We start from the raw sequence: 24,461 nt of genomic DNA, 5'->3' as shown, positions 1-24,461 counted from the left end.
TCAGCCGGCCAGCCCCCGGGCGCGCAAGCCGGCCGCCACATGGTCCACGAAGGCGCGCACCTTGGGGATCATCAGCCGGTTCGTCGGATAGACGGCGAAGATCCCGCTCTCCGCCGCACGATGGTCCGGCAGGACGCGCTGAAGCAGGCCCGCCGCCAGCGCATCCGCCACCGCCCAGTCGGGCACCGCCGCCAGCCCGACGCCGGCCAGCGCCGCCGCGCGCAGTGTCTCCGTGTTGTCGGTCAGCAGGACCGGGCGCACCGGCACGCTCTCGCCGCCCAGCCGCCAGGTGTCCCGCCAGGCCAGCGGGGCGAAGCCGACGCAGCGATGCGCCGCGACATCGCCCGGCACCAGCGGCGCGCCATGCTGCGCGAGGTAGCCGGGGGCGGCGACGATCACCACGCGCGAGGTTGCGAGCCTTCGCACCACCATCCCCTCGGCCGGCGTCTCGACGACGCGGATGGCGAGGTCGAACCCATCCTCCACGAGCCGGACATTGCCGGGGGATTCGGCCAGTTCCAGCTCCACCGCCGGGTGCTGGGCCAGGAAGCTGGCGAGGCCGGGCACGAGGTGGCGGGCGGCGAAGCATTCCGGCGCCGCGACGCGCAGCCGGCCGGCGGGCATCTCCTGCAGCGACTGCGCCTCGAGCCGGGCGGCGGCCTCCTCCTCCAGCAGGCGGCGGCAGCGCGCGTAGAAGACGCGGCCCGCCTCGGTCGGCTCCACGCGGCGCGTGCTGCGGTCGAGGAGGCGCACGCCCAGGCGCTCCTCCAAGCCGCGCACCGCGGCGCTCACCGAGGATTTGGCGGTCTGCAGGCGCTGCGCGGCGGTGGTGAAGCTGCCTGCCTCCACCACGCGCACGAAGGCCTCGATCCCCGCGAAAGCGCTCATCGGGCGATTGTTCGCCCTGGTGGACGGCCTGTCCAGAAGCGCTGGCTGTGCCGGCCGGCCGCATGCGCGCAACCTCGGCCCGGCGCAGGAGAGGCGCGAAGACGGAGGAGACGATCATGATGGATGCAAGGACCAAGGCGGCGGTGGGCGTGCTGGCCGCCGCGGAGGGCGAGGTGCTCGATGTGTTCGGCGCGAGCCTGGTGGCGAAGACCAGGCCAGAGGTGGTCGGCTTCCTGCTCGCCGATCACGTCGTCCCGCCGGGCTATGTCGTGCCGCCGCACAGCCACGCGGTGGACCACGAGGCCCTGTTCCTGCTGGAGGGTGAACTGACGCTGCTGAGCGCCCATGGCGAGGCCCGGCTAACGGCGGGCGGCACGGCGCAATTGCCCGCGGGCGTGCCGCATGGCTTCCGCAACGACACGGACCGGCCGGTGCGGCTGCTGGTGCTGGCGGCACCGGGCATCCAGGCCCTGGAAATGTTCCGCCATTTCGACCGCGCCGGCCAGGCCGCGCCCGGCGGGCTCGCACCGCCGCAGATCATCGAGATCTGCCGGCAATACGGCGTCACCATGGGCTGAGCGGTGCGGGGTTCAGCGCCAGTTGCGGCGCGGGCCGCTCGGGTCCGGCGCCTGGGAGCAGGTCTGCACGGTCACGGTGGCGCTGGCATTGGCGATGCTGGTGGGCAGGGCGGGCGTGAGGCTGCGGATCGGAACGACCAGGGAGCCCGGCCCGAGCGAGCCCGTGGACTGGCTCTGGATGGTCCGGCTGAAGCCTGTGCCGCTGAGGACGACCTGGACGCTGAAGGAGATCCAGTTGGTCGGGTGATCATTGTTCAGGCTGACAACCAGCTGGTCCGTGCCGATCGAGTAGACCTGCCTGGGCGAGAGCGTGCAGCCGTTGTTGTTGCTGTAGTTGAGCGTGATCGCCGTGGCGGGGATGGCGAATTGCGCCTGGGCGGGCAGCGCGAAGGCGAGGGCGAGGAGCGCGGGAAAGGCGAAGCGAACAAGCACGAGATGGGCTCCAGTTCCGGCGTCAGGCCGGCTTGAGGGGGAGGCAGGCCGCGGGATGCACCCTACATGTTGGCCAAGGGGCGATTGCCGGCCGCATTGACGCAGTTCACCAGCACCGCCGTCGCCGCCGGGCTGGCGAGCGAGGAAAGGGGCGTGCCCAGCCCGCCGATCTCGACGGTGTTCGAACCTGTCGGGCGCGCGCTGAACGCCACGTCAGGCAGCGTGCGGGAGAAGCTGCTGCCGGCACTCATGCCCGAGATCGTCAGCCGGAGGGTGAAGCTGATGGGGGAGGCGCCCGCATTCGTGAAGGTGAACCGGACATCGCTCGCGCTCTTGCCCGTCGTGATGCTGACGGGGGTCACGCGGCAGGGGGAATTGCCCGGTATCGTGATGGTGATGGCGTTGAACGGGATGTTTTGCGCCTGGGCCGGGAGGATCACCGCGAGGCTGGCGAGCGCGACGAGGCCGGGAAGCTTGGACATGAATGGTTTTCCGCTGGGGCAACAACAGATGCGGCGATCATGGCGGGCAATGCGGCGCGGCGCCAATCGGTCTGTCCGACCATCGTGACAGCCCGTGCCTATCAGCCGTGATGCGAGGCCACCCCCGCGACCGGCACCGCCGCCGGCCCGGCCCGCCGCGCCTCCAGGATGCGGCGGGCATCCTCCGCCCGCCCCGCCTCGGCGCAGGCGCGCAGCAGCGTGAATTCCACCAGGTCGGTCTGGGCGCGGCTGCCGCCGATGCGCTCGCTCTGCGGCAGCAGCGGCTCCAGCGTCTCGATCACGCTGGCGAAGTCACGCCGCCCATAGGCCAGGAAGGCGCGAGAGATGGCCGGGATGACCGGCCCTGAGGGATAGCGCCCGGCTTCGGCCAGCGCCGCCATCTGCGCGATGCGGGATTCGAGCGCCGCCGCATCGCCGGCCACGGCCTCGGCCAGCATCACATGCAGGTCGGCGAAGGCGATGCCGGGGCGGGGGAAATGCGCGCGGGCGAAATCGCGCAGCGCCATCCAGGCCGCATCGTCGCGCGGCTGCCCCGCCAGCTCCCAACGCCAGAGGAAGGAGGATGCGTCCTGCAGCTTCTGCCGCGCGGTGCCGCTGCCGCCCTCCAGCGAGAAGGCGGCGCGGTAGAGCGCCAGCGCCGCCTCCGTCTCACCCGCCTCCAGCTCGCCGAGCGCCAGGTGCCAGTGCAGATGCCCGTGCAGCACGCCGCCGCGCGGATAGGCCCGGAGCCATTCCCGCAGGAAGGCGCGCGCCGCATCCCCCTCGCCCTGCTCGTAGCAGAGATGCGCGCGGGAATGCGCGACCCAGGCGGAATCCGGCCGCCGCGCGAAAGAGACCTCGATGCGGCTGCGCGCCGCGGCATGTTGGCCCGTCTCGTTCAGCGCCATGGCATGGGCGGAGGCGAACCACCAATCCTCCCCGTAATGCGGCGCCAGGCGATCCATCATGGCCGCGAGCCGAGCCTTCTGCCCGACCTGGCCGGAGGAGCCGAGCAGCCCGTTCGGGTTGGCATTGGTGTTCAGCACCATGGCATCGCGCGGCCAGGCTTCGACATGCGCCTCCAGCGCCGCGATGGCGGCTTCGATCGGCCGCGTCATCAGCGTGCGATAGAAGGCGATCTGGCTCGCCTCGCGCGCCGTGACGCCGCCGGCGAGCGATTCCGCGGTGGCGAGCGCCTCGGCCGCCGCCGCCGTCTCGCCGCGCAGCAGCAGCCCCTGGGCGCGGCCGACATGCGCCAGCGCGAAGCCCGGATCAGCCGCGATGGCTTCGTCGAAGGCTTCCACGATGCCGTCATATTGCGTGAGTACGCGATCGAGCCCGCGCGCATGCGCGTCCCGCGCCGCGTCCGAGGCGGTGGTGAGCGGCAGGCCGTAGGGGTCGCTCAGCATCAGCGCAACTCCGGGAAATCCTCCTCGCGGAACTCGGCCTCCCCGCGGGCGCCGGTGGCGAAGCGCTTCTCCTCGATCTGGCGCAGCTCCACGCGGCGGATCTTCCCCGAGATCGTCTTCGGCAGGTCATAGACCTCGAGGCGGCGCAGGCGCTTGTAGGGGGAGAGGCGTTCGCGCAGGTGCTGGAAGATGGAGAGCATGGTGGCGCGGTCCGCCTCCACGCCCTCGGCCAGCACGATGTAGCCCTTGGGCACGGCCAGCCGCACCGCATCGGGGGCGGGCACCACAGCGGCTTCCACCACCGCCTCATGCTCGATCAGCGCGCTCTCCAGCTCGAAGGGCGAGATGCGGTAGTCGGACGCTTTGAACACGTCATCCGCGCGGCCGACGTAGGTGAAGTAGCCTTCGGCATCGCGCGTTGCGACATCACCGGTGCGATAGGCGATGGAACCCAGCGGCACGAAGCTGCCGTCATCATTCTGGTAGCCCTGCATGAGGCCCATGGGCGGGGGGTCGAGCATGATCGAGACCTCGCCTTCCTCCACCTCCTGGTCGTCCGGGTTCAGCAGGCGGATGCGGTAGCCGGGCGATTCCTGGCCCATGCTGCCGGGCTTGACCTTCTGGCCCGGGAAGCTCGCGATCTGCAGGGTCGTCTCGGTCTGGCCATAGCCCTCGCGGATGGTCATGCCCCAGATCTTCTGGACATGCTCGATCACCTCGGGGTTCAGCGGCTCGCCCGCCGAGCAGAGTTCGCGCAAGGCGCCCCGGTGCGGCGCCATGTCCTGCTGCACCATCATCCGCCAGACGGTGGGCGGCGCGCAGAAGGTGTTCACCCCCTGCGCGGCCATCGTCTCCAGCGTCGCGCGCGCATCGAAGCGCGGCTGGTTGTTGATGAGGATGGTGGCGCCCGCATTCCAGGGGGCGAAGACATTGCTCCAGGCATGCTTCGCCCAGCCGGGCGAGGAGATGTTGAAATGCAGGTCCCCCGGCTGCAGCCCCAGCCAATACATCGTGATCAGGTGGCCCACCGGGTAGGAGCACTGGTCATGCAGCACGAGCTTCGGCTTCGCCGTGGTGCCGGAGGTGAAATAGAGCAGCAGCGGGTCGCGCGCATGGGTGACACCCTGGGGCGTGAAATCGGCGCTGTTTTCGAGCAGCGCGTCGTAATCCACCCAGCCCGAGGCGCCGCCGACGGCGATGCGCGAGACCTTCGGATCCAGCCCGTCGAATTTCCGCGCATCGGCGCCGGTCGCCACCACATGCTGTACACGGCCGCGCTCGAACCGGTCCTTCAGGTCGGCGGGGGTGAGCAGCGTGGTCGCGGGGATGACGACGGCGCCCAGCTTCTGCGCCGCCAGCATCGTCTCCCATAGCGGCGCGATGTTGCCGAGCATCATCAGGATGCGGTCGCCGCGCTTCACGCCCATGGCGCGCAGCCCATTGGCGAGGCGGCTGGAATCGGCGGAAAGCTGGGCGAAGCTGCGGGTGGTGGCGCCATCGCCGAGAATCCGCAGCGCCTCGCTGTTGCCGAGCGGGCCGCGGGCCAGTTCGGTATCGAACCAGTCCAGCGCGTAGTTGAAGCGCTCCATCGCGGGCCAGCGGAAATCGCGATGCGCCGCCGCGTAGTTGCCGCGATGGGCGAAGAGAAGGTCGCGCGCCTGTTTGAATGCCTCGCCGCTCATTGGGGCCTCCCCACCGTGTTCTTCTGCGGGGAGGTTAGGCGGCGAAGCGGGGCCGGCGCTACCCCGCGAAAGGATCGCGCAGCGCGATCGTGTCGTCACGGTCGGGCGAGGTGCTGAGCATCATGACCGGCGCCTCCACCAGCTCCTCGATGCGGCGGATATACTTCACCGCCTGCGCCGGCAGCTGCGCGTAGCTGCGCGCCCCCATGGTCGAGCCGGACCAGCCTTCCATCGTTTCGAAGATGGGCTCGGCCTTGGCCTGGGCGCGCATGGCGGCCGGCAGATGGCGCATCTCGACGCCGTCCACGCGGTAGCCGGTGCAGATCTTCAGCTCGGGCAGGCCGTCCAGCACGTCGAGCTTGGTGAGAACCAGGCCGTTCACGCCGCCGATCTTCACCGCCTGGCGCACCATGGTCGCATCGAACCAGCCGCAGCGGCGGGGGCGGCCTGTGACCGTGCCGAATTCACGGCCACGCTCGCCCAGGCGGCGGCCGATCTCGTCATGCAGTTCGGAGGGGAAGGGGCCGGAGCCCACGCGCGTCGCATAGGCCTTGGCGATGCCAAGCACGAGGCCGATGGAATCCGGCCCCACGCCCGCGCCCGCCGCCGCATTGCCGGCCACAGTGTTGCTGCTGGTCACGTAGGGATAGGTGCCGTGGTCCACATCGAGCATCACGGCCTGTGCGCCCTCGAAGAGCACGCGCTTGCCGGCGGCGCGGGCGGCGGCCAGCCGCTCCCAGACCGGTTCGGAATAGGGCAGGAGCTGGGGGGCGAGGGCCAGCAGCGCATCGAGCAGCGGCTGCTTCTCGAAGGGCGTCGCACCCAGGCCGCGCAGCAGGGAATTGTGATGCAGCAGCAGCTCGTCGAGCTTGGCCGAGAGCGTCTCCGGCTCGGCCAGGTCACAGAGGCGGATGGCGCGGCGGCCCACCTTGTCCTCATAGGCGGGGCCAATGCCGCGGCCGGTGGTGCCGATCTTGTCCTCGCCGCGCGCCGCCTCGCGCGCGCGGTCGAGTGCGGGGTGCAGCGGCAGGATGAGCGGCACGTTGTCGGCGATGCGCAGGTTGTGCGGGCCGACATCCAGGCCCTGGGCGCGCACCTTGGCGATCTCGCCCAAGAGCGCGTCCGGGTCGAGCACCACGCCATTGCCGATGATGCCGAGCTTGCCGCGCACCACGCCTGAAGGCAGCAGCGAGAGCTTGTAGGTGGTGCCATCCACCACCAGCGTGTGGCCGGCATTGTGGCCGCCCTGGAAGCGCACCACGATCTCGGCGCGGCTCGCCAGCCAATCCACAACCTTGCCCTTGCCCTCGTCGCCCCACTGGGCGCCGATCACGGCGACATTGGCCATAACGCTTAACCTTTCTGAACCAGCGGGACGGGGTTTGCGCCATCCCAGACATGGGTGCAACGGAGGGCGCCCGGCGCATCCTCGGCGGCCAGGGCCGCGACGGTGGCGAAACCCTGTTCGCGGAGCGCGGCACCCGCGGCGGCCGGCGTGCCGAGCGGCAGGAAGCAGCGCGGCCGGGGCGGGGCGGGCGGGGCCGCGCGCAGCACGGCATCGGGGTAGAGCGTCATGCCCGTCGCCGGCTCGTCATTCGCGGAGAGGTAGCGCCCGCCCTTGGCCAGCTCGCCCGACTGGCCGGGGCCGAAGATCGTGAAGGCGACGCCCACATGATAGCGGAAGCCACGGAATTCCACGGGATCGAGCGTGATGCGCAGGCCGGGGGCGCGCGCCGCGATCGCCTCGATGATGCGCGCCGCATTCTCGGCGATGGCACGTGCCGCCTCGGGCAGTTCGGCGTCACGCAGCACGGCGAGCGCGGGCCCGGCCGGGCCCGCGGCGGCCAGCAGGCGGGGCAGCAGCAGGGCCACGGGCCCGGCGCCCTCGGCCAGCGCCGTGACGGCGGCGGCGTCCTTGCGATCCAGCGCGCGGATCAGGCGCTGGGCCAGCGCATCCTCGATCCCGGCGGCATCCAGCAGGGCCTGCGCCATGCGCGGCAGCGTCACGTCCAGCGTGATGCCGGTCACACCCACCCGCGCCAGCGCCTCGGCGGCGACCAGCGCGACCTCGGCATCGGCCTCCGGCGCTGCGCCGCCGATCAGCTCCACGCCGGCCTGGGCCAATTGGCGGGAGGGGGCGAGTTCGCTGCCCCGCACCCGCAGCACCTGGCCGGCATAGCAGAGGCGCAGTGGCCGGGTCTGCTGGCCGAGCCGCGTGGCCGCGATGCGCGCGACCTGGGGCGTGGTGTCGGCGCGCAGACCCATCATGCGCTGGCTGACCGGGTCCATCAGGCGGAAGGTCTGCTCGGCCACGGCGGCGCCGGAGCCGCCCAGCAGGCCTTCCTCGAATTCCAGCAGGGGCGGCTTCACGCGCTCATAGCCGTAGCGGGCGAAGCCCTCCATCAGCGCCTCGATGAGCGCGGCCTCCCGCTCTGCCTGGGGCGGCAGCAGGTCCATCAGCCCGGCCGGCAGCAGCCCGGGCGGGGTGGTCAGGGAGGATCCGTCATTCATGCGGTTACCATCTGTGACAGGGGGCATGCTGACCGGCAAGATGCCGGCATGGCATGGGTGACCCTCGAAGGAGTTTCCATGAAACGTCGCACCATGCTGGTTCTGCCCCTCATCCTCGCCGCCTGCGACATTGATCCGGTGACGGATTACATGGGCGGCTTCGGTGACCCGGTGCGCGGCGCCGCCCTCTTCGCGCCGCGCAACCTGGGCGATACCTCGCGCTGGCAGGGCGACCCGGCAGGCGCGGCCATGGCGGCGGCGCAGCTGGAATTCCTGGCCCGCAGCTTCCGCGAGAACCCGATCTACAGCGTGCCCAGCAACCCCGCGACCAGTCAGACCCTGCAATCGGCCGTCGCCGAGATGCGGGCGGCGCTGGGCATCGCGCCGGGCGCCCGGAACGCGGATGTGGAGATCCTGCTGCGCCGGGCCAGCGTGGCGCTGCGCGAGGGCAGCCAGGCGCAGGCGCTGGCGGCGCTGACCGGCCCCAACTTCACCGTTCCGCCGCAAGAGGTGCTGCGCCGGCTGGGCGACCTGCCGCGCCTGCCCATCGTCTCGGCCGCGGCGGGCATGGCGGCGAACGAGATCAGCCCGGGGCGGCGCAGCTAGAGCCTGATCCTCCATGGTGGAAACGCCGGGGCGTGAATCAGCCCCCCCAGGTCTCAACCCGCCCAGGCTTCCGGCGGGATGACCCAGGGCAGGTCCGTGTCCTCGGTGCGGGCGCCGGCGGCGGTGACCAGCGCATGCGCCTGGCCGCGATGATGCGTCTGGTGGTTGAACATGTGGGTGACCAGCAGCCAGCGCGGCCGCCGCATCTCCTGGCCCGTGGCGCCGCTGAACCAGCTGAGGTCGCCCTCGAGATCGGCCGGCGTGAGGCCGGCGGCCCAGGCCTCGATGCCGGCATCGGCCTGGGTGCGACGGGTGGTCAGGTCCTCCCAGTCGGTGATCCAGGCGGGGCTGCCGGGAATGCCGGTGGGTGGCCTTTCCCAGCCGGCGAAGCGGTGCATCCAGACCGTATCGCCCCAGAGCAGGTGGCAGAGCGTGCCGTGGATGCTGCCGAAGAAGGCACCGCGTTGGGCGCGGCGGGCGGCGTCGTCCAGCGCTCCCGCCGCCCTGTAGAGGCGGCGGTTCATCTCGGCATTATAAGCGGCCATGGCCCTGGCCCAGGCGGGCGTGATCATGGCGGCGGGCGCTTGGGTCAGGCTTCGCCCACGCAATCCAGCATGGCGGCGTCCAGCGCCTCGGCCGGCGCCTTGCCGCCCCAGAGCACGAACTGGAAGGCGGGGAAGAATCGCTCGCACTCGGTCAGCGCGATGTCCACCATGTCCTCCAGCGATTCGGCCGAGGCGCCGGGCGCGCCGCGCAGCAGCACGGCATGGCGGAAGACGGGCACGCCCTCCTCGCTCTCCAGGCCGAAATGGCCGATCCAGAGGCGCTCATTGGCCAGGGCCAGCAATTCGAAGAGTGGCGCGCGGCGCGTGTCCGGCACCTTCACGTCGAAGGCGCAGGAGAAATGCATGGCGCTGATCTCCGGCGACCAGGAGAAGAACAGCGTGTAGTTGCACCATTTGCCCGGGGCTTCGGCCGCCATTTCGCCATCCGAGCGGCGCTCGAAGGTCCAATCATTGGCGATGACGATCTGTTCGAGCACATCGAGCGGGTTGGTGGCGCGTTCTTCCCCAACCTCGGCCAGCATTCCGGACATGTGGCACTCCCCAGGCACCCCGTTGCGATCACCCGCCGGGCCCCGGGCGGGCCATGGCGCGTGGGTGGCAGGACCGTGACGGTCCTTTCGCAGGCGGGGCAACCCTCCCGATGGTCCCCCTTGGCCTAGGGATTGGGGTGCGGCGCCTGATTCACCACCACCGCTAGGGTATGGCACCCTGAATCCGCGCCGCAAGTCCTTCCCGCAAGAAGAAGCTGTGAATAAGTCGCGTTATTCCACCGGCAGGAAGATGAAGATCACCGCCGCGACCAGGCAGCCCATGGCGGCGAAATAGGTCCACCGCAGCTGTTCGCCCAGGAAGGTCACGCTGAAGACGGCGAAGACGCCGAGGGTGATCACCTCCTGCATCACCTTCAATTGCTGGCCGGTGAAGGCGCCCGACGCATAGCCGATGCGATTGGCCGGCACGGCCAGGCAATACTCGAAGAAGGCGATGCCCCAGGAGACGAGCACGGCCACATAAAGCGGCCAAGCGGGGGCCTTGAGGTGACCGTACCAGGCGAAGGTCATCAGGATGTTGCTGCCGATGAGCAGCAGGGGGGTCAGCCAATACGCGCTCATGGATCGGGCATCGCTCCCAGGGGTTGCGCGGGCTTCGGCGCCGGCGGCAGGCGCTTCAGCAGCCAGAGCATGATGCAGAGCGCCGGCAGGGCGGCCGCGGTGGTCATCAGGAAGAAGTTGGTCCAGCCCAGCGCCTCGGCCCATTGCCCCGACCAGGCGCCCAGGAAGCGCAGCGGCACGGCGGCGAGCGAGGACAGCAGCGCATATTGCGTGGCGCTGAAGGCCCGGTTGGTGAGCCCGGTGAGGTAGGCGACGAAGGCGGCGTCCGCCAGGCCGTCGGTGAAGTTCTCGACGCCGACCTGGGCGTAGAGCATCCCCATGTCACGCCCCGCCCAATAAAGCGCGACATACATGAGGTTGGAGAGCATCTGCAGCAGGCCCGTGATCACCAGCGCCCGGCCCACGCCGATCCGCGCCACGAAGAAGCCGCCGGCCAGGACGCCCGCGAGCGACATGACCAGGCCGAAGACCACCGCCACCTGCGCCACATCGGTCCGGCTGAAGCCGATGGCGCGGTAGAAGGGCGGCGTCATGATGCCGGCCAGCGCCTCGCCCAGCTTGAACAGCACGACGAAGAGCAGGATCGCCAGCCAGTAGCGCCGTCGCGTGAAATCCACGAAAGGATCCACGACCGCGAGCTTGATGCGCCGGGCCCAGGACATGTCCTCGCGCGGCGGCGCCGCGGGCTCCGGCGCAAAGAGCACGGCAAGGAAGCCGATGCCGACCAATGCCGCGCAATACGCGAAGGCGCCCGACCAGCCGACCAGGCCGACCATGCCGAGCGCGCCGGCATTGGCCGCCAGCAGCGCGAAGCGATAGCCCCAGACATAGCAGGCGAAGCCGTAGCCCTGCTCCTCCTCCTCCAGGATCTCGATGCGATAGGCGTCAATCACGATGTCCTGGCTGGCGGAGAGGAAGGCGACCACCACGGCGACGGCCGCGGTCATCCAGGCGGCGCTGGCAGGGTCGGTGAGCCCCAGCGCCAGGATCGCCACCATCAGCGGCGGCTGGATGCTGGCGAGCCAGCCGCGCCGCCGCCCGAGCGAGCGGAAGAGGGGCGGGGAGGCGTGGTCCATCACCGGGGACCACAGGAACTTCAGCGAATAGGCGAGCCCGATCAGCGCCGTGAAGCCGATGGCGGCCAGCGAGATGCTCGATTCGGAAAACCATTGCCGCAGCACGAAACCGGTGAGCGGCAACGGCACGCCGGCGGCAAAGCCCAGCGCCAGCATGATCAGGAAGCGGCGGTCGCGGAACAGGATCAGCATGCGGCGAAGCTACCGATCCGCCGGGCGCGCCGCCAGTTCCGTGGGGGGCGCAACCGGTCTACACCGCCGGCCCATGGACATCACCCGCTTCTTCCTGATCCGCCACGCCCTGGTCGAACCCTCGGCGCGCGCGATGCTCTACGGCAACATGGATGTGGCGCTCTGCGACGCGGCCCTGCGCGAGGAGGCGGCGCTGTATCGCTGGCTGGCGCTCCGCCTGCCGCGCCCGGCCCGCTGGGTGGTGACGCCGCTGAGCCGCACCCGCGCCACGGCGGCCGCCATCTTCGCTGCCGGCTACCCGGAGCAGCCCCTGGTGGTGGAGCCCGACATGGCCGAGCAGTCGCTCGGCGAGTGGCAGGGCATCACGCATGAGGCGCTGACCGAGCGGCTGCGTCACCCGCCCCACCCCTTCTGGCCGCACGCCGCGGCGGAGCGCCCGCCCGGCGGCGAAAGCGTGGATGACGTGCGCGAGCGCGTGGGCCCGGTGCTGGAGGGGCTGGCGCAGAGCCTGCCGGGGCAGGACATCGTGATGGTGGCGCATGGCGGGACGATCCGCGCCGCCCTGTCCCACGCCTTGAAGCTCGACGGGCACCAGGCGCTGACCTTCTCGGTCAAGAACCTCTCCCTGACGCGGATCGAGAAGCACGGGCCGGATTGGCGGGTGGTCTCGGTCAATGAGGAGCCCTGGCTGCTCGAAAACCCGACGCCGCCCTGAACCTGCCACAGAGGCGCTGTTGAAAGGCCTTCCGGCGCGGCCCCCGGCTCGTTAGAATCGTGGCGCTGCGAAGGGTTATCGGGGGAAGCTCATGCGCCTTGTCATTCTGGCCGCCGCGGCGGCGCTGCTTGCGGCCTGTGCTGGCTCCCCCGGGGGGAATGCGCCGCAATCGCTGGTGGATCGCTCGGCGCTGACCGTGCAGGACATCCTCTCCACCGGGAATGACCGTCTCGATGCCGCGAGCGTGCTGCGCCGGGCGCGCGGCGCCGTGGTCTGCCCGCAGAGCTTCCGCGCCGCCTTCTTCGCCGGCGGTTCGGGCGGCAATTGCGTGCTGGTCGGGCGCGACGCCGCCGGGTCCTGGTCCTCACCCGCCTTCTATGCGGTGGGTTCGGGCAGCCTCGGCTTCCAGGCCGGCATCCAGGACAGCCAGACGCTGCTGCTCCTCATGAATGACCGCGCGCTCAACGCGGTGATCGACCGCCAGTTCAAGTTCGGCGCCGATGCCTCGCTCGCCATCGCGCATCTCGGCGGCTCGGTCGAGGGCGCCACGACCACGGCGCTCGGGGCGGACATCCTCTCCTTCTCGCGCTCGCGCGGGCTCTTCGCCGGCCTCGCGCTGGAGGGGTCGGTGCTGAACCCGATGCCTGACTGGAACGCCGCCTATTACGGGCGCGAAGTGGGCGCGCGCGAGATCGTCATCAGCATGTCCGCGCATAATCCGGGTGCCGATCCGCTCCGCGCGGCGCTGATGCGCTTCGGCGCCCAGGCCACGCCCGCCGCCGCGGCCCCTGCGCCGGCCGCGCAGCCCGTGGCGAGCCCGGCTGGCAATGCGGCCCCGCGCGGCAGCGTCGGCCGCACGCCGCTGCCGCCGCCCCCGCCCTCGCGCTGAGCAGGGTTGCCGGCGCCTCCGTTTCGCGGCCGGCGGGATTGGTCTAAACCACTCGCGTGTCAGACACACCCGCCGCCCTTGGGGCCTTCTGGAAGACCAAGACGCTCGACGCCATGACGCGCGCCGAGTGGGAAAGCCTCTGCGACGGCTGCGGGCGCTGCTGCCTGCACAAGCTGCGCGAGGATGACACGGGCCGCCTGCACCACACCGAGATCGCCTGCCGGTTGCTCGACACGGCGACGGCGCGCTGCACCGACTACGCCAACCGCAAGCGCCGCGTGCCGGACTGCATCCGCCTCACCCCCGCGCGGCTGCAGAAGATCGATTGGCTGCCGCCCACCTGCGCCTATCGCCTGGTGGCCGAGCGGCGGGACCTGCCCGAATGGCACCCGCTCCGCTCAGGTGACCCGGAGAGCGTGGTCCGCGCGGGCGTCTCCGTGCGCGGCCGCGTCATCCCCGAGCGCGCGGCGGGCGCCACCGAAGACCACATCGCCACCTGGCCGGGCAACTGGCCGAAACGCGCGGGCGTGAAGCCCGCGATCGGTTCACTGGAAGGAACTACGCCATGAAGGACGCCCTGTTCGGCGGCATCAACGCCGCCGTGCTCACCGCGATGAAGCCCGACTTCACGCCCGACCTCGACCGCATGGCGAAGCACGCCAAGTGGCTGCTGGCCAATGGCTGCAACGGCCTCGGCATCATGGGCACGACGGGCGAGGCGAACAGCTTCGGCCTGCATGAGCGCAAGCAGATCCTGGAAGGCCTGATCGCGCGCGGCGTGCCCGCCTCCGTGATGATGCCCGGCACCGGCTGCGCCTCGCTGGCCGATACGGTGGAACTCACCATCCATGCGCGCGAGCAGGGCTGCCGCGGCGTGCTGCTGCTGCCGCCCTTCTACTACAAGGGCCCGAGCGATGACGGCCTCTTCGCCTATTTCGACGCGGTGGCGAAGCGGGTCGGCGGCGGCATCGCCCTCTACCTCTACCACTTCCCGCAGCAATCGGCGGTGCCTTTCAGCCTCTCGCTGATCGGCCGCCTGCTCGACGCGCATCCGGGCGTCTTCAAGGGCGTGAAGGACAGCTCGGGCGACTACGCGAACATGAAGGCGATGATCGACGCCTTCGCGAGCCGCGGCTTCGAGGTCTATTCCGGCTCCGACGAGTTCGTGCAGAAGATCCTGGCCGAGGGCGGCGCGGGCTGCATCACCGCCGCCTCCAACTGCAACAGCCATTGGGGCGGCATCGTCTATGCGAAGCGCACCGGCCCCGAGGCCGATGCGGCCCAGGCCATGCTGACGGCGACGCGCCGCGCCGCCACCGCCGTGCCGCTCATCCCCGGTCTGCGCGAGATCATCGCGCGCAGCACGGGCGATGATGGCTGGCGCGTGATCCGCCCGCCCCACCTGCCGCTCTCGAAGGAAGATGGCGACAAGGCCTGGGCGACCTGGCAGGCGACCGGCGCGCTGCCGCTGCCGGGCATGCCGGCGGTGAAGCAGGCGGCGGAGTAGGCGCGATGGCCGAGCCGCTGCGCTGCCGGGAGCCGGCGGTTCCCGTGCTGCAGATCGATGATGACAAGGTGCGCGTCATCCGCTGGGATTTCGGCCCGGGTGCCGAGACCGGCTGGCACCGGCATGGCTGGCTCTATGTCGTCGTGCCGATGATGGATGGCCAGCTGCTGGTCGAATACCCGGACGGGACGACCAGCACATCCATCCTGAAGAAGGGCGAGGCCTATCATCGCGTCGCCGGCGTCGAGCACAATGTGGTCAATGCCGGGCCGGGCCCGCTCTCCTTCGTCGAGACCGAAGTGAAGGCGTTCCCGGGTTAGCCCGGGAACGCGTTTCCCTCACTCCACCGTCACGCTCTTCGCCAGGTTGCGCGGCTGGTCCACATCCGTGCCCTTCAGCACGGCGACGTGATAGGCCAGCAGCTGCACCGGGATGGCGTAGAGAATGGGCTGCGCGAAGACGCCCACCTCCGGCAGCACGATCACCCGCTCGGCGAAGCGCGCGAGGCCGGGGGCACCGGCCGCGTCGGTGAAGGCCATGATCCGCCCGCCGCGGGCCGAGGCCTCCTGCAGGTTGGACAGCGTCTTCTCATAGAGCGGCCCGCTCGGGCAGAGCGCGATGACCGGCACCTGGTTGTCGATCAGCGCGATCGGGCCGTGCTTCATCTCGCCCGCCGCATAGCCCTCGGCATGGATGTAGCTGATCTCCTTCAGCTTCAGCGCGCCTTCCATCGCGATGGGGAAGAGCGCGCCGCGGCCGAGGAAGAGCACGTCCCGCGCGCTGGCCACCTCGGCGGCGAGGGCCTTGATCTGCGCGTCCTGCTCCAGCACCTCGGCCGCCTTGTGCGGGACTTCCAGCAGCGCCTTGGTCAGCACGCCCTCATCCAGCGTGGTCAGTTCGCGCCGCGCGCGGCCCAGGCCGATGGCAAGGCAGGCCAGCACGGCCAGCTGCGCCGTGAAGGCCTTGGTGGAGGCGACGCCGATCTCGGGCCCCGCTACCGTCAGCACCGTCGCATCGCTTTCGCGCGCCATGCTGCTCTCGGGCACGTTGACGACGGAGAGGATGCTCTGCTGCTTCTCCCGCAGCAGCTTCATCGCCGCCATGGTGTCCGCCGTCTCGCCCGACTGGCTGACGAGGATGGCGGCGCCGCCCTCGGCCAGCGGCGGGTCGCGGTAGCGCAGCTCGCTCGCCACATCGGCATCCACCGGGATGCGCGCGAGCTGCTCGATCCAGTAGCGCCCCACCTGCGCGGCGAGGAAGGCCGAACCGCAGGCGGTCATGGTGATGCGCGGCACGCGGGCGGGGTCGAAAGGCAGGCGGGGCAGGTTCACTTCCAGCGTGCGCGGGTCGAGGTACTGCCGCAGCGTGTCGCCCAGCACGGCCGGGTGCTCATGCAGTTCCTTCTCCATGAAGTGGCGATAGTTGCCCTTGCCGGTCGCCGCCCCCGAGACGGAGGTGGTGCGCACCTCGCGCGTCACCGGGTTGTCGTGGATGTCGAAGAAGCGTGCGTCATTCTCGGAGAGGACGGCCCAGTCGCCCTCCTCCAGATAGGCGATGCGGCGGGTCAGCGGCGCGAGCGCCAGCGCGTCCGAGCCTACGAACATCTCGCCCTCGCCGAACCCCACGGCCAGCGGCGCCCCCTGGCGGGCCACGATCAGCGTCTTCGCCTCGCCCGCGAACATCATGGCGACGGCGAAGGCGCCCTGCACGCGCTTGAGCGCGGCCGAGGCCGCCTGCTCCGGCGTCATCCCCTGGGCCAGCAGGTCGTCGAGCAGCAGGCAGAAGGTCTCGGTGTCGGTCTCGGTCTGGAAGACGGCGCCCTTGGCCTCCAGCTCGTGCCGCAGCTCGGCGTAGTTCTCGAAGATGCCGTTATGGACCACGGCCACGCGGGCCGTCGCATGCGGGTGCGCGTTGCGCTCCACCGGCGCGCCATGCGTGGCCCAGCGCGTGTGGCCGATGCCGGTGGTGCCGCTCAGCGGCGATTCCGCCAGGACCTGGGCGAGGTTGCCGAGCTTGCCCTCGGCGCGGCGGCGCTGCACTTCGCCATCCACCAGCGTGGCGATGCCGGCGCTGTCATAGCCGCGATATTCCAGGCGTCGCAGCGCCTCCAGCAGGCGGGGGGCCGCCGCTTCCCGGCCAACGACGCCGACGATTCCACACATGCAATCGATACTCCCAGCTGGCGCTCCCGCAGGGGATGCCGCCTATTTGCCCTTGAAGCCGCGGCCCGGCTTGTTCACCTGCCGGCCCCGCGCCACGGCCAGCGCGTCATCCGGCACATCCTCCGTCACCACGCTGCCGGCTGCGACCAGCGCGCGGTCTCCCACGCGGACGGGGGCGACCAGCGCCGTGTCGCTGCCGATGAAGGCGCCGGCGCCGATGACGGTGCGGTGCTTGTTCACGCCGTCATAATTGCAGGTGATGGTCCCCGCGCCGATGTTCGAGCCCGCGCCGATCGTCACGTCGCCCAGGTAGCTCAGATGGTTGGCCTTGGCACCCCGGCCCAGGCTGGCGGCCTTGAGCTCGACGAAATTGCCGACATGCGCCTCCTCGCCCACCTCGGTGCCCGGGCGCAGCCGCGCATAGGGGCCGATGATGGCGCCGCGCCGCACCACGCATTGCTCCAGATGCGAGAAAGCGCGGATCGTCACCCCTTCCTCCACCGTGACGCCGGGCGCGAAGACCACATGCGGTTCCACCACCACATCGCGGCCGAGCTTCGTGTCCCAGGCGAGGCAGACCGTCTCGGGCAGGGTCAGCGTGGCGCCGCCGAGCATGGCGGCCGCGCGCAGCTGCGCCTGCACCTCCGCCTCGGCGGCGGCGAGCTCGACACGGCTGTTGATGCCGCGCAGCTCCGCCTCGGGCGCTTCCACGGCATGGCTGCGCCGGCCCTCGGCGCGGGCGGCGCCCACCACATCGGTCAGGTAGAACTCGCCCTGGCGGTTCTCGTTCCTGAGCCCCGCGAGCCAGCGCGAGAGATCGGGCCAGGCCGCGCAGACCACGCCGGCATTGCACAGGCCTATGGCGCGCTCCGCCTCGCTCGCATCGGCCCATTCGACGATACGCTCCACCGCGCCCGCGCCATCCTGCACCACGCGGCCGTATTTCGCGGGGTCGGCCGGGCGCATGGCCAGCAGCACGAGATCCGCCGCGTCACGCGCGGCGACCAGGCGCTCCAGCGTGGCCGGGGAGACGAGGGGGTTGTCGCCGTAGAGCACCGCGACATCGCCGGTGAAGCCCTCCAGCAGGGGGGCGGCCATGCGGGCGGCGTGGCCGGTGCCCAGGCGCTCGGCCTGCACCACGCTGGCATGCGGCGCCACCGCCTTCTGCAATTCCGGCATGCCGGGCCCGGCGACGACGATGATCCGCTCGAACACCGTCTCGCAGGCGGCGATGAGGTGGTTGATCATGGGCCGCCCGGCGATGCGGTGCATCACCTTGGGCATGGCGGACTTCATGCGGGTGCCCTGTCCCGCCGCGAGAATGATGGCTGCGCGCATGTTCAAGGCGTAGCCGCCCCGGCACCCGGGCCGCAACCCCGGCGACGGATGACGCTTTCTTGCACCGCGTATCGCCGGGGGCTTCCTTGCCGTGGCGGGGCGCGGCGGCTACCACCCTGGCATGCCGCTCGCCATTTTCGACCTCGACGGAACGCTGGTGGACAGCGCGCCCGATCTCCGCGCCGCGCTCAACCGCCTCATGGCGGCCCAGGGCCTGGATCCCTTCCCGCTGCCCGAGGTGGCGGCCATGATCGGCGACGGCGCCCGGGCCCTGCTGCTCAAGGCCTTCACGGCCCGCGGCCTCGCCTTCGATGAGGCGCTGCTGCCCGGCTTCCTCGATGATCTCGAGGCGAATTCCGCCGTGCTGACCCGCCCCTATCCGGGCATGGTGGCAGCGCTCGAGGCGCTCGCCGCGCAGGGCTGGCGCCATGCGGTCTGCACCAACAAGCCGATCGCGGCCACGCGCGCGCTGCTGGCCGAACTCGGCCTCGCGCCGCATTTCGCCCTGGTCCTGGGCGGCGATAGCCTGCCCGTGAAAAAGCCCGACCCTGGCCATGTGCGCGGCGTGCTGGAGGGGCTGGGCGTGGCCGCGGCCGATGCGGTGATGATCGGCGACCACCAGAACGACATCCGCGCCGCGCGCGGTGCCGGGGTGCGCAGCGTCTTCGCCGCCTGGGGCTATGGCGAGGGCACGGGCGCCGATCTCAGCGCCGCCGCGCCGTCAGCGCTGCCCGCGCTCCTCGGTTAGCTCCACCAGGCTCGCCTGGATCGTTCCCCACCAGCGGCTCGCGATCTCGACCTGGACGGGAATCGCCGGCGCGCCGGGCTGCGGCACGCCGAAGACCAGGCTGCTGCGCGTGGGCCGGCTCGTATCCTCGATCGGACGGTCGAGCGGGATGCCGGCGATGGGGCGGCTTTCCACGTCGCAGCGCAGCAGTCCGCGGTCCGAGGCCAGGACCACGGGATGCGTCGTCACCTCGAAGGCGGTCACGCGGCGGCCGTCGAAGGTGCGGGCGCGCACGTCGCAGCGCGCCGTCTCCCGCACATGGGCCGTCAGCATCACGATGGCTGAGAGCGGGTCGACATGGCCGCGCCGCGCGTCATCGGGGACGGGCGTGCGCTCCATGTCCTGCAAGGGTTCCAGGGCCGCGACTCGCGCCGTGCCGTCGGGCGCGTATTCGAGCAGCGTGCGTCGGGGCATGCCGCGCCAGGTGCCCTCGGTCTGGTAGCGGCGCGGCTGGGCGGCGCCTGTCCGCAGCACGCCCTCGCTGAGCGCCCGGGTCTCGGAGCGGATGAGCCAGGCGGCGACGCCGCGTGTGCGGGAGCGCGTCTCGATGCTGTAGGGCGTGCCGGCCGGCCCCAGGGTGAAGCGCACCTCGGCATCGGCCACGGTGATGCCGGCGGCGGTGATCACATAGGTCGCGCGCCAGCGCTCGGCCGAGGCGGGGGCCGTGAGCAGCAGCAGGGTGAGGACGACGCGTCCGAACATGCGTCAACATTTAGGCCGCGCCGGGCCGGGTGCAACCGGCTTGACAGGAACAGCGTCCCGCCGCAAAGGGAGCGCCATCGGATGGGCGCGTAGCTCAGCGGTAGAGCACTGCCTTCACACGGCAGGGGCCACAGGTTCAATCCCTGTCGCGCCCACCATCCGATCCCCTGCCAGCAACTCTCCGGATTTCGATGCCGGCCCGCTCCCCATGTGGCCTGCGGGCAGGGGCCGCCTGACGCTGCGTGCGGCCAGGAGGGCGCCTTCCCGGGCCATCGGCGGGCTCGAACAGGTGGATGACCGCTTCGCCGATCCTGCCTTCCCGCGCGGCGTCTGCGGTTCAGCGGAAGGCCCAGCGCAAGGTCTCGGCGAGGCCGCGGGTTCCGGCGCGCAGGATGGGCCGCCCAAGCACCGGGTTCGTGAGTCCGTGCATCTCCCGTGCCCAGCCGGGCAGCAGGTCGATGGCTGCCTGGTTGCCCAGGGCCTGCAGGGGCGCCGCCCAGGGCGCCCGGCTCGCGGGTTGCAGCAGGAAGCGCCGCACCTCCCGCGTGCGGGCGTCGCTGCGCAGCGCGGCGCGGCCCGCCGTGATGAGGCGCTGCGCGGCGGTGGCATCGCGCGGGACGGGGTCGGCGCCCAGCCGCGCGCCCACCTCCGCCATCTCGGCGAAGTAGCGGTCCTGCTCGGCGCGGCCCATGCCGGGTTCGCCATAGCGCCGCCAGGCGGCCAGGAAGCTCGTCGTCTCGGTCACATGCACCCAGGCCAGCAGGCTGGGGTCATTGGCATGGTAGGGCGTACCGTCGGGCAGCGTGCCGCCGACGCGGTCATGAATGCCGCGCACCCGCTCGATCACCGCCAGCGCCTCCTCCCGACCGCCATAGGTGGTGAGCGCGATGAAGCGGGCGGTGCGGCGCAGCCTGCCATGCAGGTCGGTGCGGAAATTCGAGTGGTCCCAGACGCCGGCGAGGACTGCCGGGTGCAGCATCTGCAACAACAGGGAGGCGATGCCCCCCACCATCATGGAGGTGACGTCGCCATGCACCCGCCAGGCGACGGAGCGCGGGCCGAACAACCCGTCCGGCCGGCGCGGCACCGGCGCCTCGCCCTTCGCGCGGTCATTGAACAGGGCGACCACCCGCGCCGCGATGGCGTCCTTGATCGGCTGGGCGGGGTCCGGCCTTGCGCGTGTCATGCAGGGGATATGGGGCCGGTGCGCGCGATGGCGAGGCCCGCTTGCGGCCCGCGGCTTTAGCGCCCATCCCAGCGGTCATGGACCATGAACAACCGATCCAGGCCGTCATCATCGGTGCCAGCGGCGGCATCGGCGCGGCGCTCGCCGCCGAGCTGGAGCGGCGCGGCCAGCGCGTGCGCCGCCTCGGCCGCCGGACCCTGCCCGCGCTCGACCTGCTGGACGAGGCGAGCATCGCCCGCGCCGCGGCCGAGACCGGCCCCGGCCAGCGCCTTGTCCTCGATGCCACCGGCTTCCTGCATGATGGCCGCTTCCAGCCGGAAAAGAGCTTCCGCCAGCTCGATCCCGCCCATATGGCGCGGAGCTTCGCCCTGAACGCCACCGGCCCCGCGCTGCTGATGAAGCATTTCCTGCCCCTGCTGGCGCGCGATGGCCGCGCCGTCTTCGCCACGCTTTCGGCCCGCGTCGGCAGCATCACGGACAACCGGCTGGGCGGCTGGACCAGCTATCGCGCGGCCAAGGCGGCACTGAACCAGATCATGCGGACCACGGCGATCGAGCTGGCGCGGACCAGGCCGCAGGCGATCTGCGTCTCGCTGCATCCGGGCACGGTGGATACGGCGCTCTCCGCCCCCTTCGCCAAGGCGGGGCTGGAGGTGCAGCCGCCCGAACAGGCCGCCGCGCGCCTGCTGGACGTGCTGGACGGCCTCACGCCCGCCGAGAGCGGGGGCTTCTTCGACCATCACGGCCGGCCCATCCCCTTCTAGGGCATGATGTGTTGAGGCGTGATCGCTGAACCGCTGGATCATCCTCTCAGCCACCGGCCCCGAAGCCGCGACCAACGCCGCGCGGCGGGCGATCGCGTCAGCCGCCGAGCTGCGCCAGTTCGCGCTCCAGTTCGGCGATCTCCGCCCGCGTCTGCGCCAGGAACGCGTCGCGCTGGCTGATCTCGGCCTCGGTCTTCAGGTGCCAGCCGAAGGCGGTGGTGATGTCCTGGCGCTTGCGGCGGATGAGGTCGCGCAGATCGGCCCGGCGGGCGGCGCGCTCCGGCGTGTCGGCAGGCGCGGCCGGCGCGGTCTCCGTTGCGGCCATGGCGAGGATGCCGGGCCTCGTCCCGCCGCCGGCCCATTCGGCGCCCGCGGCCGTCATCCCGGCCGGGAGGGTCTCGGGCCAGAGGGCGCCGCTCTGCGCGAGCCGGCCGAACAGGGCGATCAGCGCGGACCAGCGCAAGGCGGCAAGGCGCTGCGCCGCCCGCTCACGCGCCGCGCCGCCGCGGATGGCGGCGGCGGGTGGACGGCCCAGCGCCTCCGCCTCCTGGCGAAAGGCGCGGCCGGCCTGGGCGCCATACTCGGCCTCCAGGAAGGCGACGACATCGCCGAGGCCCGCGCGATGCGGCAGCGCGCGGCGATGCTGCCGCCAGCCCGACATCACCTCGCGCGCCGTGATCCGCGCATCGAGGCGCTCCATCGCGGCGAAGCTCACCGCCTCCGCGAACCAGTCATAGAGCCAGGCCAGGTGGTAGGTAATCCAGCGCGCGGCCTCGGCCAGCGCAGGTGCGTGGCGGCGCAGGCGCAGCGCCAGCCAGATGACGGGGGCGAGGGCGAGGCCGATCAGCCCGGGAGAGGCCGGGCCGGTGGCGGCGAGGATGGCCGCCATCGTCGCCGCGCCCAGCATGGCGGCGTCCATCGCCAGGGTGAGGAGCGTGACCAGCTTGCCGGCCAGCCCGCGCGCCCCGCGCTGCCGCTCGCGCAGCAGCGCCCGCGAACGCTGCAGCAGGGCGCGCGCCTCGGGGCGGTGCTCGGCGATCCCGCTGCGTTCGAGCATGGCGATCAATTGGCGCAGTTCCTGCACCGACTGGCTGGTCCGCGTGCTGGACAAGGCGTTCTCCGGCGGCAAAGACAGGTCCGGCGCCGGGCTTCGCACAACCGGGTGAGGGCTTGGTTAACCCATCCGCGCGCCCGGGGCCGGGGCATGCCCGCGCTCGATCTGCGTCAGGGCCTCGCGCTCCGCCTGGTCCAGGCCGAAATACTCGAGCTTGTAGAAGTTCAGCCACTTGGCGATGACAATGGCCGGCGTGCCGACGCAGGCCATGTTGTAGGCGAAGACGGCGTGGTTGAATGCCTCCGCCGCGTCCGTGATCTCCTCGGCCATTTCCTCGAAGGAATGGGCGAGCTGCGCGAGGCGCGCCGGATCCACCTGGTCCGGATGGGCCTCGCCATGCGCCAGGGCGTTGACGATGGCGGTCTCCAGCGCCTGCTCGGCCAAGCCGGCGGCCATGGGCGAGAGATCCGCGACGAGGGCGGCATTGCGCGCCTTCACCAGGGCCTGGACGGGCTTCTGCGCCTTGCGTGGCAGATCCTGCAGCGCCTGGACCAGGGGCGTGACCAGGCCATGGCGGCGCTGCAGCCGGGCGGCCAGCGCCGGCCAGGTACCGACGGCCTCGGCCCGCAGCCGCCGGAGGCGCGTGCGGATCAGGCCACCCCATGTCACGAGGGCGACCAGCACCGCCGGGATCACCCATTCCATCGCAACCTGCCTCCCATCCTCGTTCATTCCGATGTTAGGGCGGATTGGACCTGGTCGGGGAGGGGGGCGCCCTTGCATCCGGCCCGCGGATGACCTAATCCCCGCGCTTCAACGGCTGGGCAGCCATCGCCGCCTGCCGCATCCCGGAAAGCCCGACATGAAGCCCGACACCCACCCCGCCTACCACGAGATGACCGTCATCATGACCGACGGCACCACCTTCAAGACCCGCACGGCGGGCGGCAAGCCGGGCGACACGCTGCGTCTCGACATCGACCCGAAGAGCCATCCGGCCTGGACGGGCGTGCAGCGCATCATGGACACGGGCGGCCAGGTCGCCAAGTTCAACAAGAAATTCGCCGGGATCGGTATGCGCAAGGGCTAAGGCCCGCGCACAACCTGCTCCGGGTGCCGCCCTGGCCGATGGCCAGGGCGGTTTTCGTTGTTGGGGACCCCTCTTGAAACGGCGCTGGCGACATTCCAGATCGCTGCTGTCGAGGCGCCGTCAGGGCCTCGGCGTGGATCCAGCCAAGGCATCGCCCGTTCTGGGGATGCGCGCGGCGGAACACTTAACCCGGACCTTGCTACAGCAGGAGGTTCATCATGAACGCCGTTGATTTCTCCCCCCTTCTCCGCACCGCCATCGGCTTCGACCGCTTCGCCCGTCTGCTCGACGGCGCGCGCGTGCAGGCCGAGTCGCCCGCCTATCCGCCCTACAACATCGAGGTGACGGGCGAGGACAGCTATGTGCTGACCATGGCCGTCGCCGGCTTCGGCCCCGATGACCTGGAACTCGTCGTGCGCGAGGACACGCTCTTCATCTCGGGCAAGGCGCCCCAGGCCGAGGGCGAGGCGCGCCGCTACGTGCATCGCGGCATCGCCGGCCGCGCCTTCGAGCGCCGCTTCGTGCTGGCCGACCACCTGGTCGTGCAGGGCGCGCGCATCGAGAACGGCCTGCTGCATGTGGCCCTTCAGCGCGTGGTGCCCGAGGCGCTGAAGCCCCGGCGCATCCCGATCGCCCATGGGGGCGCAGCCGGCAGCGGTGCCGCGGCGCCGAGCCGGCCCGTGGCGATCGAGCAGGCGTCCCAGGCCGCCTGACATCTTGGCCTGACACGGGA

General features: G+C 71.2%; 28 protein-coding genes and 1 tRNA gene. 12 read left to right on the top strand and 17 right to left on the bottom strand.

Features of this window, described 5'->3' with window-relative positions; translation table 11 throughout:
• The gene (locus R9Z33_RS22550; protein WP_318648823.1) at positions 1-888 is read right to left on the bottom strand and encodes a LysR family transcriptional regulator; all 888 of its coding nucleotides are present in this window, start codon (positions 886-888) and stop codon (positions 1-3) included.
• Positions 889-1,004: 116 nt separating this feature from the next.
• Between R9Z33_RS22550 and R9Z33_RS22545 the strand changes: the two genes are divergently transcribed.
• Positions 1,005-1,466 carry a cupin domain-containing protein gene (locus R9Z33_RS22545; protein ID WP_318648822.1) on the top strand — a complete coding sequence of 154 codons (462 nt, stop codon included), beginning with the start codon at positions 1,005-1,007 and terminating at the stop codon, positions 1,464-1,466.
• A 12-nt stretch (positions 1,467-1,478) separates the two neighbouring features.
• Here R9Z33_RS22545 and R9Z33_RS22540 read toward each other — a convergent pair whose 3' ends face one another.
• From R9Z33_RS22540 to R9Z33_RS22515, 6 genes are all read right to left on the bottom strand, one after another.
• Positions 1,479-1,898 (bottom strand): hypothetical protein, encoded by a 420-nt coding sequence (locus R9Z33_RS22540; RefSeq protein WP_318648821.1) that lies wholly within the window; start codon positions 1,896-1,898, stop codon positions 1,479-1,481.
• A gap of 62 nt (positions 1,899-1,960) precedes the next feature.
• Positions 1,961-2,380, bottom strand: coding sequence for a hypothetical protein (locus R9Z33_RS22535; RefSeq protein WP_318648820.1), 420 nt, complete (start codon positions 2,378-2,380; stop codon positions 1,961-1,963).
• A 101-nt stretch (positions 2,381-2,481) separates the two neighbouring features.
• Positions 2,482-3,789 (bottom strand): hypothetical protein, encoded by a 1,308-nt coding sequence (locus tag R9Z33_RS22530; protein WP_318648819.1) that lies wholly within the window; start codon positions 3,787-3,789, stop codon positions 2,482-2,484.
• Positions 3,789-5,471 (bottom strand): AMP-binding protein, encoded by a 1,683-nt coding sequence (locus R9Z33_RS22525; RefSeq protein ID WP_318648818.1) that lies wholly within the window; start codon positions 5,469-5,471, stop codon positions 3,789-3,791. Before R9Z33_RS22525 ends, R9Z33_RS22530 begins: the two co-directional genes overlap by 1 nt.
• Before the next feature lie 58 nt (positions 5,472-5,529).
• Entirely contained in the window at positions 5,530-6,819 is a 1,290-nt protein-coding gene (locus tag R9Z33_RS22520; protein ID WP_318648817.1) for an adenylosuccinate synthase, read from the bottom strand.
• 5 nt (positions 6,820-6,824) lie between these two features.
• A complete protein-coding gene (locus R9Z33_RS22515; protein ID WP_318648816.1) occupies positions 6,825-7,982 on the bottom strand; it encodes an ATP phosphoribosyltransferase regulatory subunit in 1,158 nt (385 codons plus the stop codon).
• A gap of 78 nt (positions 7,983-8,060) precedes the next feature.
• On the opposite strand from R9Z33_RS22515, the gene R9Z33_RS22510 reads away from it, so the two are divergent.
• The gene (locus R9Z33_RS22510; RefSeq protein ID WP_318648815.1) at positions 8,061-8,588 is read left to right on the top strand and encodes a hypothetical protein; all 528 of its coding nucleotides are present in this window, start codon (positions 8,061-8,063) and stop codon (positions 8,586-8,588) included.
• A 53-nt stretch (positions 8,589-8,641) separates the two neighbouring features.
• On the opposite strand, the gene R9Z33_RS22505 is transcribed toward R9Z33_RS22510, so the two are convergent.
• From R9Z33_RS22505 to R9Z33_RS22490, 4 genes are all read right to left on the bottom strand, one after another.
• Positions 8,642-9,160, bottom strand: a complete 519-nt coding sequence (locus tag R9Z33_RS22505) for a DinB family protein (protein ID WP_318648814.1) — start codon at positions 9,158-9,160, stop codon at positions 8,642-8,644.
• A gap of 17 nt (positions 9,161-9,177) precedes the next feature.
• Complete coding sequence (locus R9Z33_RS22500) at positions 9,178-9,684, bottom strand: type III secretion system chaperone family protein (protein WP_318648813.1); 507 nt, start codon at positions 9,682-9,684, stop codon at positions 9,178-9,180.
• 231 nt (positions 9,685-9,915) lie between these two features.
• Positions 9,916-10,266, bottom strand: coding sequence for a DMT family protein (locus R9Z33_RS22495; protein WP_318648812.1), 351 nt, complete (start codon positions 10,264-10,266; stop codon positions 9,916-9,918).
• On the bottom strand, positions 10,263-11,534 hold the full coding sequence (locus R9Z33_RS22490) for an AmpG family muropeptide MFS transporter (RefSeq protein WP_318648811.1): 1,272 nt from the start codon (positions 11,532-11,534) through the stop codon (positions 10,263-10,265). Before R9Z33_RS22490 ends, R9Z33_RS22495 begins: the two co-directional genes overlap by 4 nt.
• A 73-nt stretch (positions 11,535-11,607) precedes the next feature.
• Here R9Z33_RS22490 and R9Z33_RS22485 point away from each other — a divergent pair, with 73 nt between their 5' ends.
• The 5 genes from R9Z33_RS22485 to R9Z33_RS22465 all read left to right on the top strand — a co-directional run bounded on the left by R9Z33_RS22485 (position 11,608) and on the right by R9Z33_RS22465 (position 14,965).
• A complete protein-coding gene (locus tag R9Z33_RS22485) occupies positions 11,608-12,249 on the top strand; it encodes a histidine phosphatase family protein (protein WP_318648810.1) in 642 nt (213 codons plus the stop codon).
• 91 nt (positions 12,250-12,340) lie between these two features.
• Positions 12,341-13,138, top strand: coding sequence for a lipid-binding SYLF domain-containing protein (locus tag R9Z33_RS22480; RefSeq protein ID WP_318648809.1), 798 nt, complete (start codon positions 12,341-12,343; stop codon positions 13,136-13,138).
• 56 nt (positions 13,139-13,194) lie between these two features.
• Positions 13,195-13,707, top strand: coding sequence for a YcgN family cysteine cluster protein (locus tag R9Z33_RS22475; RefSeq protein ID WP_318648808.1), 513 nt, complete (start codon positions 13,195-13,197; stop codon positions 13,705-13,707).
• The gene (locus tag R9Z33_RS22470; protein ID WP_318648807.1) at positions 13,704-14,645 is read left to right on the top strand and encodes a dihydrodipicolinate synthase family protein; all 942 of its coding nucleotides are present in this window, start codon (positions 13,704-13,706) and stop codon (positions 14,643-14,645) included. Before R9Z33_RS22475 ends, R9Z33_RS22470 begins: the two co-directional genes overlap by 4 nt.
• Before the next feature lie 5 nt (positions 14,646-14,650).
• Positions 14,651-14,965 carry a cupin domain-containing protein gene (locus tag R9Z33_RS22465; protein ID WP_318648806.1) on the top strand — a complete coding sequence of 105 codons (315 nt, stop codon included), beginning with the start codon at positions 14,651-14,653 and terminating at the stop codon, positions 14,963-14,965.
• Positions 14,966-14,983: 18 nt separating this feature from the next.
• On the opposite strand, the gene glmS is transcribed toward R9Z33_RS22465, so the two are convergent.
• Together glmS and glmU are read right to left on the bottom strand one after the other, a co-directional pair.
• Positions 14,984-16,807: a glutamine--fructose-6-phosphate transaminase (isomerizing) gene (gene glmS, locus R9Z33_RS22460; RefSeq protein WP_318648805.1), complete on the bottom strand. Its 1,824-nt coding sequence runs from the start codon at positions 16,805-16,807 to the stop codon at positions 14,984-14,986.
• 42 nt (positions 16,808-16,849) lie between these two features.
• Positions 16,850-18,145 (bottom strand): bifunctional UDP-N-acetylglucosamine diphosphorylase/glucosamine-1-phosphate N-acetyltransferase GlmU, encoded by a 1,296-nt coding sequence (glmU, locus tag R9Z33_RS22455; RefSeq protein ID WP_318648804.1) that lies wholly within the window; start codon positions 18,143-18,145, stop codon positions 16,850-16,852.
• Between the two features lie 121 nt (positions 18,146-18,266).
• Here glmU and gph point away from each other — a divergent pair, with 121 nt between their 5' ends.
• Positions 18,267-18,893, top strand: coding sequence for a phosphoglycolate phosphatase (gene gph / locus R9Z33_RS22450; protein WP_318648802.1), 627 nt, complete (start codon positions 18,267-18,269; stop codon positions 18,891-18,893).
• On the opposite strand, the gene R9Z33_RS22445 is transcribed toward gph, so the two are convergent.
• A complete protein-coding gene (locus R9Z33_RS22445) occupies positions 18,867-19,634 on the bottom strand; it encodes a DUF3108 domain-containing protein (protein ID WP_318648801.1) in 768 nt (255 codons plus the stop codon). The two genes, gph and R9Z33_RS22445, sit on opposite strands and share 27 nt — an antisense overlap.
• 83 nt (positions 19,635-19,717) lie before the next feature.
• Here R9Z33_RS22445 and R9Z33_RS22440 point away from each other — a divergent pair.
• A tRNA-Val gene (locus tag R9Z33_RS22440) sits at positions 19,718-19,792 on the top strand.
• A 179-nt stretch (positions 19,793-19,971) separates the two neighbouring features.
• On the opposite strand, the gene R9Z33_RS22435 is transcribed toward R9Z33_RS22440, so the two are convergent.
• Entirely contained in the window at positions 19,972-20,820 is an 849-nt protein-coding gene (locus R9Z33_RS22435; RefSeq protein WP_318648800.1) for an oxygenase MpaB family protein, read from the bottom strand.
• 77 nt (positions 20,821-20,897) lie between these two features.
• Between R9Z33_RS22435 and R9Z33_RS22430 the strand changes: the two genes are divergently transcribed.
• On the top strand, positions 20,898-21,584 hold the full coding sequence (locus R9Z33_RS22430; protein WP_318648799.1) for an SDR family NAD(P)-dependent oxidoreductase: 687 nt from the start codon (positions 20,898-20,900) through the stop codon (positions 21,582-21,584).
• A gap of 97 nt (positions 21,585-21,681) precedes the next feature.
• Here R9Z33_RS22430 and R9Z33_RS22425 read toward each other — a convergent pair whose 3' ends face one another.
• Both R9Z33_RS22425 and R9Z33_RS22420 read right to left on the bottom strand, forming a co-directional pair.
• Complete coding sequence (locus tag R9Z33_RS22425; RefSeq protein WP_318648798.1) at positions 21,682-22,695, bottom strand: hypothetical protein; 1,014 nt, start codon at positions 22,693-22,695, stop codon at positions 21,682-21,684.
• A 63-nt stretch (positions 22,696-22,758) separates the two neighbouring features.
• Entirely contained in the window at positions 22,759-23,343 is a 585-nt protein-coding gene (locus tag R9Z33_RS22420) for a LemA family protein (protein ID WP_318648797.1), read from the bottom strand.
• Positions 23,344-23,500: 157 nt separating this feature from the next.
• Here R9Z33_RS22420 and rpmE point away from each other — a divergent pair, with 157 nt between their 5' ends.
• Positions 23,501-23,728 (top strand): 50S ribosomal protein L31, encoded by a 228-nt coding sequence (gene rpmE / locus R9Z33_RS22415; protein ID WP_318648796.1) that lies wholly within the window; start codon positions 23,501-23,503, stop codon positions 23,726-23,728.
• A gap of 218 nt (positions 23,729-23,946) precedes the next feature.
• On the top strand, positions 23,947-24,441 hold the full coding sequence (locus R9Z33_RS22410) for an Hsp20 family protein (protein WP_318648795.1): 495 nt from the start codon (positions 23,947-23,949) through the stop codon (positions 24,439-24,441).
• The last annotated feature ends 20 nt before the right edge of the window (positions 24,442-24,461 follow it).

This window comes from Sediminicoccus rosea, from assembly GCF_033547095.1.
Classification (GTDB): Bacteria; Pseudomonadota; Alphaproteobacteria; order Acetobacterales; family Acetobacteraceae; genus Roseococcus; species Roseococcus rosea.
This window is presented reverse-complemented; position numbering and strand designations above follow the sequence as displayed.

What these genes read in the sequence shown, in the direction of transcription:
- R9Z33_RS22410 (WP_318648795.1), top strand. Translation starts at nt 23,947, where the DNA reads ATGAACGCCGTTGATTTCTCCCCCCTTCTCCGCACCGCCATCGGCTTC.
- glmS (WP_318648805.1), bottom strand. Translation starts at nt 16,807, where the DNA reads ATGTGTGGAATCGTCGGCGTCGTTGGCCGGGAAGCGGCGGCCCCCCGC.
- R9Z33_RS22495 (WP_318648812.1), bottom strand. Translation starts at nt 10,266, where the DNA reads ATGAGCGCGTATTGGCTGACCCCCCTGCTGCTCATCGGCAGCAACATC.
- rpmE (WP_318648796.1), top strand. Translation starts at nt 23,501, where the DNA reads ATGAAGCCCGACACCCACCCCGCCTACCACGAGATGACCGTCATCATG.
- R9Z33_RS22545 (WP_318648822.1), top strand. Translation starts at nt 1,005, where the DNA reads ATGATGGATGCAAGGACCAAGGCGGCGGTGGGCGTGCTGGCCGCCGCG.
- R9Z33_RS22420 (WP_318648797.1), bottom strand. Translation starts at nt 23,343, where the DNA reads ATGGAATGGGTGATCCCGGCGGTGCTGGTCGCCCTCGTGACATGGGGT.
- gph (WP_318648802.1), top strand. Translation starts at nt 18,267, where the DNA reads ATGCCGCTCGCCATTTTCGACCTCGACGGAACGCTGGTGGACAGCGCG.
- R9Z33_RS22430 (WP_318648799.1), top strand. Translation starts at nt 20,898, where the DNA reads ATGGACCATGAACAACCGATCCAGGCCGTCATCATCGGTGCCAGCGGC.
- R9Z33_RS22535 (WP_318648820.1), bottom strand. Translation starts at nt 2,380, where the DNA reads ATGTCCAAGCTTCCCGGCCTCGTCGCGCTCGCCAGCCTCGCGGTGATC.
- R9Z33_RS22525 (WP_318648818.1), bottom strand. Translation starts at nt 5,471, where the DNA reads ATGAGCGGCGAGGCATTCAAACAGGCGCGCGACCTTCTCTTCGCCCAT.
- R9Z33_RS22435 (WP_318648800.1), bottom strand. Translation starts at nt 20,820, where the DNA reads ATGACACGCGCAAGGCCGGACCCCGCCCAGCCGATCAAGGACGCCATC.
- R9Z33_RS22520 (WP_318648817.1), bottom strand. Translation starts at nt 6,819, where the DNA reads ATGGCCAATGTCGCCGTGATCGGCGCCCAGTGGGGCGACGAGGGCAAG.
- R9Z33_RS22515 (WP_318648816.1), bottom strand. Translation starts at nt 7,982, where the DNA reads ATGAATGACGGATCCTCCCTGACCACCCCGCCCGGGCTGCTGCCGGCC.
- R9Z33_RS22505 (WP_318648814.1), bottom strand. Translation starts at nt 9,160, where the DNA reads ATGATCACGCCCGCCTGGGCCAGGGCCATGGCCGCTTATAATGCCGAG.
- R9Z33_RS22465 (WP_318648806.1), top strand. Translation starts at nt 14,651, where the DNA reads ATGGCCGAGCCGCTGCGCTGCCGGGAGCCGGCGGTTCCCGTGCTGCAG.
- R9Z33_RS22480 (WP_318648809.1), top strand. Translation starts at nt 12,341, where the DNA reads ATGCGCCTTGTCATTCTGGCCGCCGCGGCGGCGCTGCTTGCGGCCTGT.
- R9Z33_RS22550 (WP_318648823.1), bottom strand. Translation starts at nt 888, where the DNA reads ATGAGCGCTTTCGCGGGGATCGAGGCCTTCGTGCGCGTGGTGGAGGCA.
- R9Z33_RS22500 (WP_318648813.1), bottom strand. Translation starts at nt 9,684, where the DNA reads ATGTCCGGAATGCTGGCCGAGGTTGGGGAAGAACGCGCCACCAACCCG.
- R9Z33_RS22490 (WP_318648811.1), bottom strand. Translation starts at nt 11,534, where the DNA reads ATGCTGATCCTGTTCCGCGACCGCCGCTTCCTGATCATGCTGGCGCTG.
- R9Z33_RS22470 (WP_318648807.1), top strand. Translation starts at nt 13,704, where the DNA reads ATGAAGGACGCCCTGTTCGGCGGCATCAACGCCGCCGTGCTCACCGCG.
- R9Z33_RS22510 (WP_318648815.1), top strand. Translation starts at nt 8,061, where the DNA reads ATGAAACGTCGCACCATGCTGGTTCTGCCCCTCATCCTCGCCGCCTGC.
- R9Z33_RS22485 (WP_318648810.1), top strand. Translation starts at nt 11,608, where the DNA reads ATGGACATCACCCGCTTCTTCCTGATCCGCCACGCCCTGGTCGAACCC.
- glmU (WP_318648804.1), bottom strand. Translation starts at nt 18,145, where the DNA reads ATGCGCGCAGCCATCATTCTCGCGGCGGGACAGGGCACCCGCATGAAG.
- R9Z33_RS22530 (WP_318648819.1), bottom strand. Translation starts at nt 3,789, where the DNA reads ATGCTGAGCGACCCCTACGGCCTGCCGCTCACCACCGCCTCGGACGCG.
- R9Z33_RS22445 (WP_318648801.1), bottom strand. Translation starts at nt 19,634, where the DNA reads ATGTTCGGACGCGTCGTCCTCACCCTGCTGCTGCTCACGGCCCCCGCC.